At 31.9% G+C, this 4,516-nt stretch carries 2 protein-coding genes and 1 pseudogene; 2 read left to right on the top strand and 1 reads right to left on the bottom strand.

From position 1 onward, the window contains the following. Positions 1-1,910 (bottom strand): glutaminase domain-containing protein (locus tag CZ225_RS22670; protein WP_077155966.1); only part of this gene is annotated, 1,910 nt, incomplete at its 3' end. A 529-nt stretch (positions 1,911-2,439) separates the two neighbouring features. Here CZ225_RS22670 and CZ225_RS24745 point away from each other — a divergent pair. Next, positions 2,440-2,664: pseudogene (locus CZ225_RS24745) on the top strand (Arm DNA-binding domain-containing protein); the annotation flags it as partial. 93 nt (positions 2,665-2,757) lie between these two features. After that, complete coding sequence (locus tag CZ225_RS22665) at positions 2,758-3,723, top strand: site-specific integrase (RefSeq protein ID WP_234982964.1); 966 nt, start codon at positions 2,758-2,760, stop codon at positions 3,721-3,723. Positions 3,724-4,516 lie beyond the last annotated feature (793 nt).

Here is a 4,516-nt window from a genome sequence, read left to right as displayed (position 1 = left end):
TCTACTAAATAATTAGTCCACGTGGTTAAAATACCCCAATATTTTTTTACATAATCGGCATTTCCTTCAATTTTTGAGATAGCTGCAGCTAGAATAACCATGTTACCACCTTCTTCAATAGGCATATCGCCTCCGTAAACTTGTCCGTTAGCTATAGGATATGTTCCTAAGTCATGAGCTGGGAAAGGTTTATTCCAACGACCACTAGCACTATATTCAAAAATACTAGTCATCATTGCTTTCTGTAAATCAGGATTATAAATCAAAAATAATGGAGCAGATGGATAAGTCAAGTCCACTGTATTAACACAACCATTACTATTGTTCTCTTTTGAAAACCACATCAAGTTACCTTCTTTATCTTTGAAGAGTTTGTGGGCTGACATTACCTGACGATAAGCAGCCGAACAGATTTCAGCATATTTTTTGCCACCTGCTTTCTCTGCGTCATTATAAATCATCGCATCCAAAGCGCGGCAACGCTCCATAATTGGTTGATAATTATCTCTCAAATTCTCGAAAGCATCGAATATGGTTACTTTACCGTCGTGCTTCCAATATCCCATACGCTTTTCATACATATATTCAATAGAATAGATATCATCATAACCAATCATCATGAATCCCTCTTTGCTATCCTTGGAAACTATACCTAAATTATGTACATAAGTCATAGCTGGATTATCCTCTTCTTTGCGAGTAGTCCATTTTGTAATAGTGGAATTTAAACTTCCGTTTTTTACAAACGATTCTTTCATTCTATAATAATCGCCTAAACCTATAGATTTCCCAGCTCCATTTACACTAGCAAGGTATGCGTAACCCCAATCTGCACAAATTAAGTCACCTTTACGATCACATATTGGCTGATCAATGGACCCAGCCTCAACATAACTAATACCATTTTTAGATAACGTACGTGCAATAGTAGGTTGATTATTCTCATTAATACTCAATTCTGGAGTAGTTTCCATATAGAGTTGTACATCATGACCTTTCTGATCAAGTGCTCGTACGCGATAGGATATATAATTAATAGGTGTGGATAATAGATCCAAATCATCAATCAACTGAGGAGCTGTAAAAACGAGATCGAGCTCTACAGGACCACAGGTAAAAGTATAATAACTAGAAGTCGCTAATACATCTACAGATTTTTGAATAGCCTCATCAGAGAACTTTACGGCATCTTTCTTTTCACGGAATAAACCAAAATCCACATAGGAACCTCCTGTAGTATTGTGGCAATGAGCAGCAATCACATTCTTACCATTACGCAATTTTTTCTTTGCTGCATCAGTCAGTTTCAAATACACATTGTCTCTCCAAACTAGATCTGTAGAAACTAATTTTTCCCCATTGAGATATAGTTCAAATACATCATCATGAGAATAAATTAAATAAAAATCTTCTGCTAAATCTAAATTATTAATATCGAATTCGCGACGAATATAAATATCAGTATCATTCCCTTTCCATTCAGTGTGAACCCGTTGCATATCGTGGCTACCAAAAGCAGCCTTTCCTTTTTTCCAACTGCTATCATCAAATTGAAATTCTTGCCATCCATTAGATGGTGTGCTATTCGTATAAGCTGCTTCCCAACGTTCTACATTTGTCATAGGGGCAATCGGGACTAAATTTATTTTATCTTTACCTAGAAAACGATATACTTTACCATCTACCCGTAGGGCACCCAATAAAGGCTTCTTTGCACTTGTCCAATGTTCTGTACTCCCTTCCATCAATTTGTCATAAGGAGACCAAATTGAAAAATATGGGTCTGAAACAACAATTGGCACTGACGGGACACGTAGTGCTATTTCTTTAACAGGTTCAAAAAAGTTAGTTGTCTGAGCATTAATCAGCATACTAACAGAAAGAGCCATCATAATTAGTAGTTTCTTCATAATTCTTTTAATTAATCTAAAATTTAAGGTTATCCATCCTACAATCTTCTTACCTTAATAATAAAACAACCCCATGTTAGCTAAATTTCTTCTTACCTTAAATAATACCTTAATGAAAACTTTAATCCTTAATACTTTTATTTTTTCTTTTTACCTATTAACAAATACCAGTATTGTCAAATCTTGAATAGAATGTTATGGAGAAAAGTACTACTGTTTTGTGTATCTTGAGTAGACATAAAACCTGTAAAGGCTAGTTATTTCCCATAGCATTTTATTTCGATCGATACAAAATAAGACAATTAATATAAAAAATAAGGAAAATCTATGGTCAAGAAAGGATAAAATCTGCTCTTTTTTATGTTTTTCTCCTTTTTTAGACTCAATAAATAGAGGTCTCTATGCCGTTTGAGCAATATTTATCCTTTTATGAACAGATATTTTCCTTAGCTTAAAGAAAATTATAAAAGCATGAGCAATCATCAACTTTAACTAAAGAGATATTTGCTGTTTTAGATAGCTTTCTTAAATTTGCAACACGAATGCAATACAGATCACTATAGCAAAATATTTTCCATATATTAAACCAAAGTACGTTACTCAAGAGGGCACTACAGTTCTTTATATTCGATATAATTATGATCGGTTTAAACGTACACTCATCTCTACTGGATACAATATTAAACCTGAATATTGGGATGCCAAGAAGAGATGGATTAAACGTGCTTGTCCACAATACGAAGAAATTGATTCTTGTTTAATTAGAATCACATCAAAACTTGGCAAAATTCTTACTTATGCTAAAGATAATAATCTAGATCCGACTGTTGATTTTGTTTTGCTCGAATTGGAAAAAGATAGGGAATATGATTTGCGTTCCCATCGAATAGATATATTTGATGCATTAGAAAGATATATTATAGAAAAGGCTCCATCTGTTTCTAAAGATCAGATCAAAGATTATAGAACACTTCGTAAACATCTAATTGCTTTTAAGGAATATTCATCTCAACCTTTGTCATTTCATAATTTGAATTTGACATTTTACAATGAATTCATGGATTATTTATTCTATAAAGCTGAAAAGCCAAATGGAACAAAAGGATTACTCACTAACTCTGCAGGGAAAATTATACGATTATTGAAAGGATTTGTTAATTTTCAGATTGTAAAAGGAGCCATTCCGCCAATTGATCTAAGATGTTTCAAAGTTGTAGAGGAAGAAACTGATGCTATTTATTTAAGTGAAAAAGAATTAGCAGCGATATACGAGCTCGATCTATCGGATGATAAGCAATTGGAGAAAATACGCGATATATTTATCACTGGATGTTTTACAGGTTTACGATATAGTGATCTTTCAACTTTAGGTCCAGAACACATTGATTTGGATAATGGAAATATAAACCTTAAACAAAGAAAAGTACATAAGGCAGTTATTATTCCCATGATTGATTATGTTCCAGAGATTCTTAAAAAATACAATTATGAATTACCCAAAATACCAAGATATTTATTTAATGATAGGGTAAAAGAGTTGGGACTAAAAGCGAAGTTAAGACAGAAAGTTGAAATAGTTCGTAAAAAAGGCAAAGAACGAGAAAAACGAATATACGAAAAATGGGAACTAATATACTCCCATACTTGTAGACGCTCTTTTTGTACGAATATGTATTTATCAGGTTTTCCTGCAGAAGAATTGATGCGAATATCTGGTCACAAAAGTCCATCTGCTTTTATGCGATATATCAAAGTTGATAATCTGCAAGCCGCTAATAGATTGAAGGAACTGAGGGCTAGACTTGCCCAATAAAATTAAAAAGATTTGTTTTTATATTATGATTTAAATTATTCATATACTATTTTATTCTACATGTTCATACTATAATAAACAAGATGATATAGGTAAGTGTTCCTAATTAATTCATATCATGAGCATCTGTTGTTTAAGGGGATAATAGACAGCATTGACTAATTGCGAACTGTAACTTATGTAATAAAAATATATTTTACTATTCATTGCTGGTTATAAATCTTAGCTTATTTGTCAATAATCATCCTATAATTATCAAAGGTAGTGCTTTATTTCTATAAAAGGTTAATAATTAACATGTTGTAAATTTCGTATTTTGATTTAAAGCCAAGACATAGTTTCTTTAAAAGAAACAAATAGTTCCTCGGTGAGAAACAAGTTGTTTCTCACCGAGGAACTAACCAATCTTTAATATCTGAAAGAAAAACTACAATAATATTCTTATTTTTCAAAAAATAGACTATGCAGAGCCTTCTTTATAGCGTAATAAATTAATCAAATAAGTTAGTATTCCTAATTAATATGTATCATGAGTATCTATCTAAAGGAGCGAAGCGAAGAATGACGGATAACATTAACTAATTGTGAACAGTTACTTACAAGATGTTTATTCGCCAATTTAAGAGATGAGCATCAGTATATGTTTTAATTATAAACATGTCATATTACTATTATACTTTCATATCTATAATAAACTTCTTTAGTACATAGACATAGTATAAAAAACACAACACAAAGACAATACATTTTTATGTAACAAATTGATATACAATACATTGTTTGCAAGACTGCG

This window comes from Bacteroides bouchesdurhonensis (assembly GCF_900155865.1).
Lineage (GTDB): Bacteria > Bacteroidota > Bacteroidia > Bacteroidales > Bacteroidaceae > Bacteroides > Bacteroides bouchesdurhonensis.
Note: the sequence above shows the minus strand (reverse complement) of the source record. Positions and strands in the feature narration are given on the sequence as shown.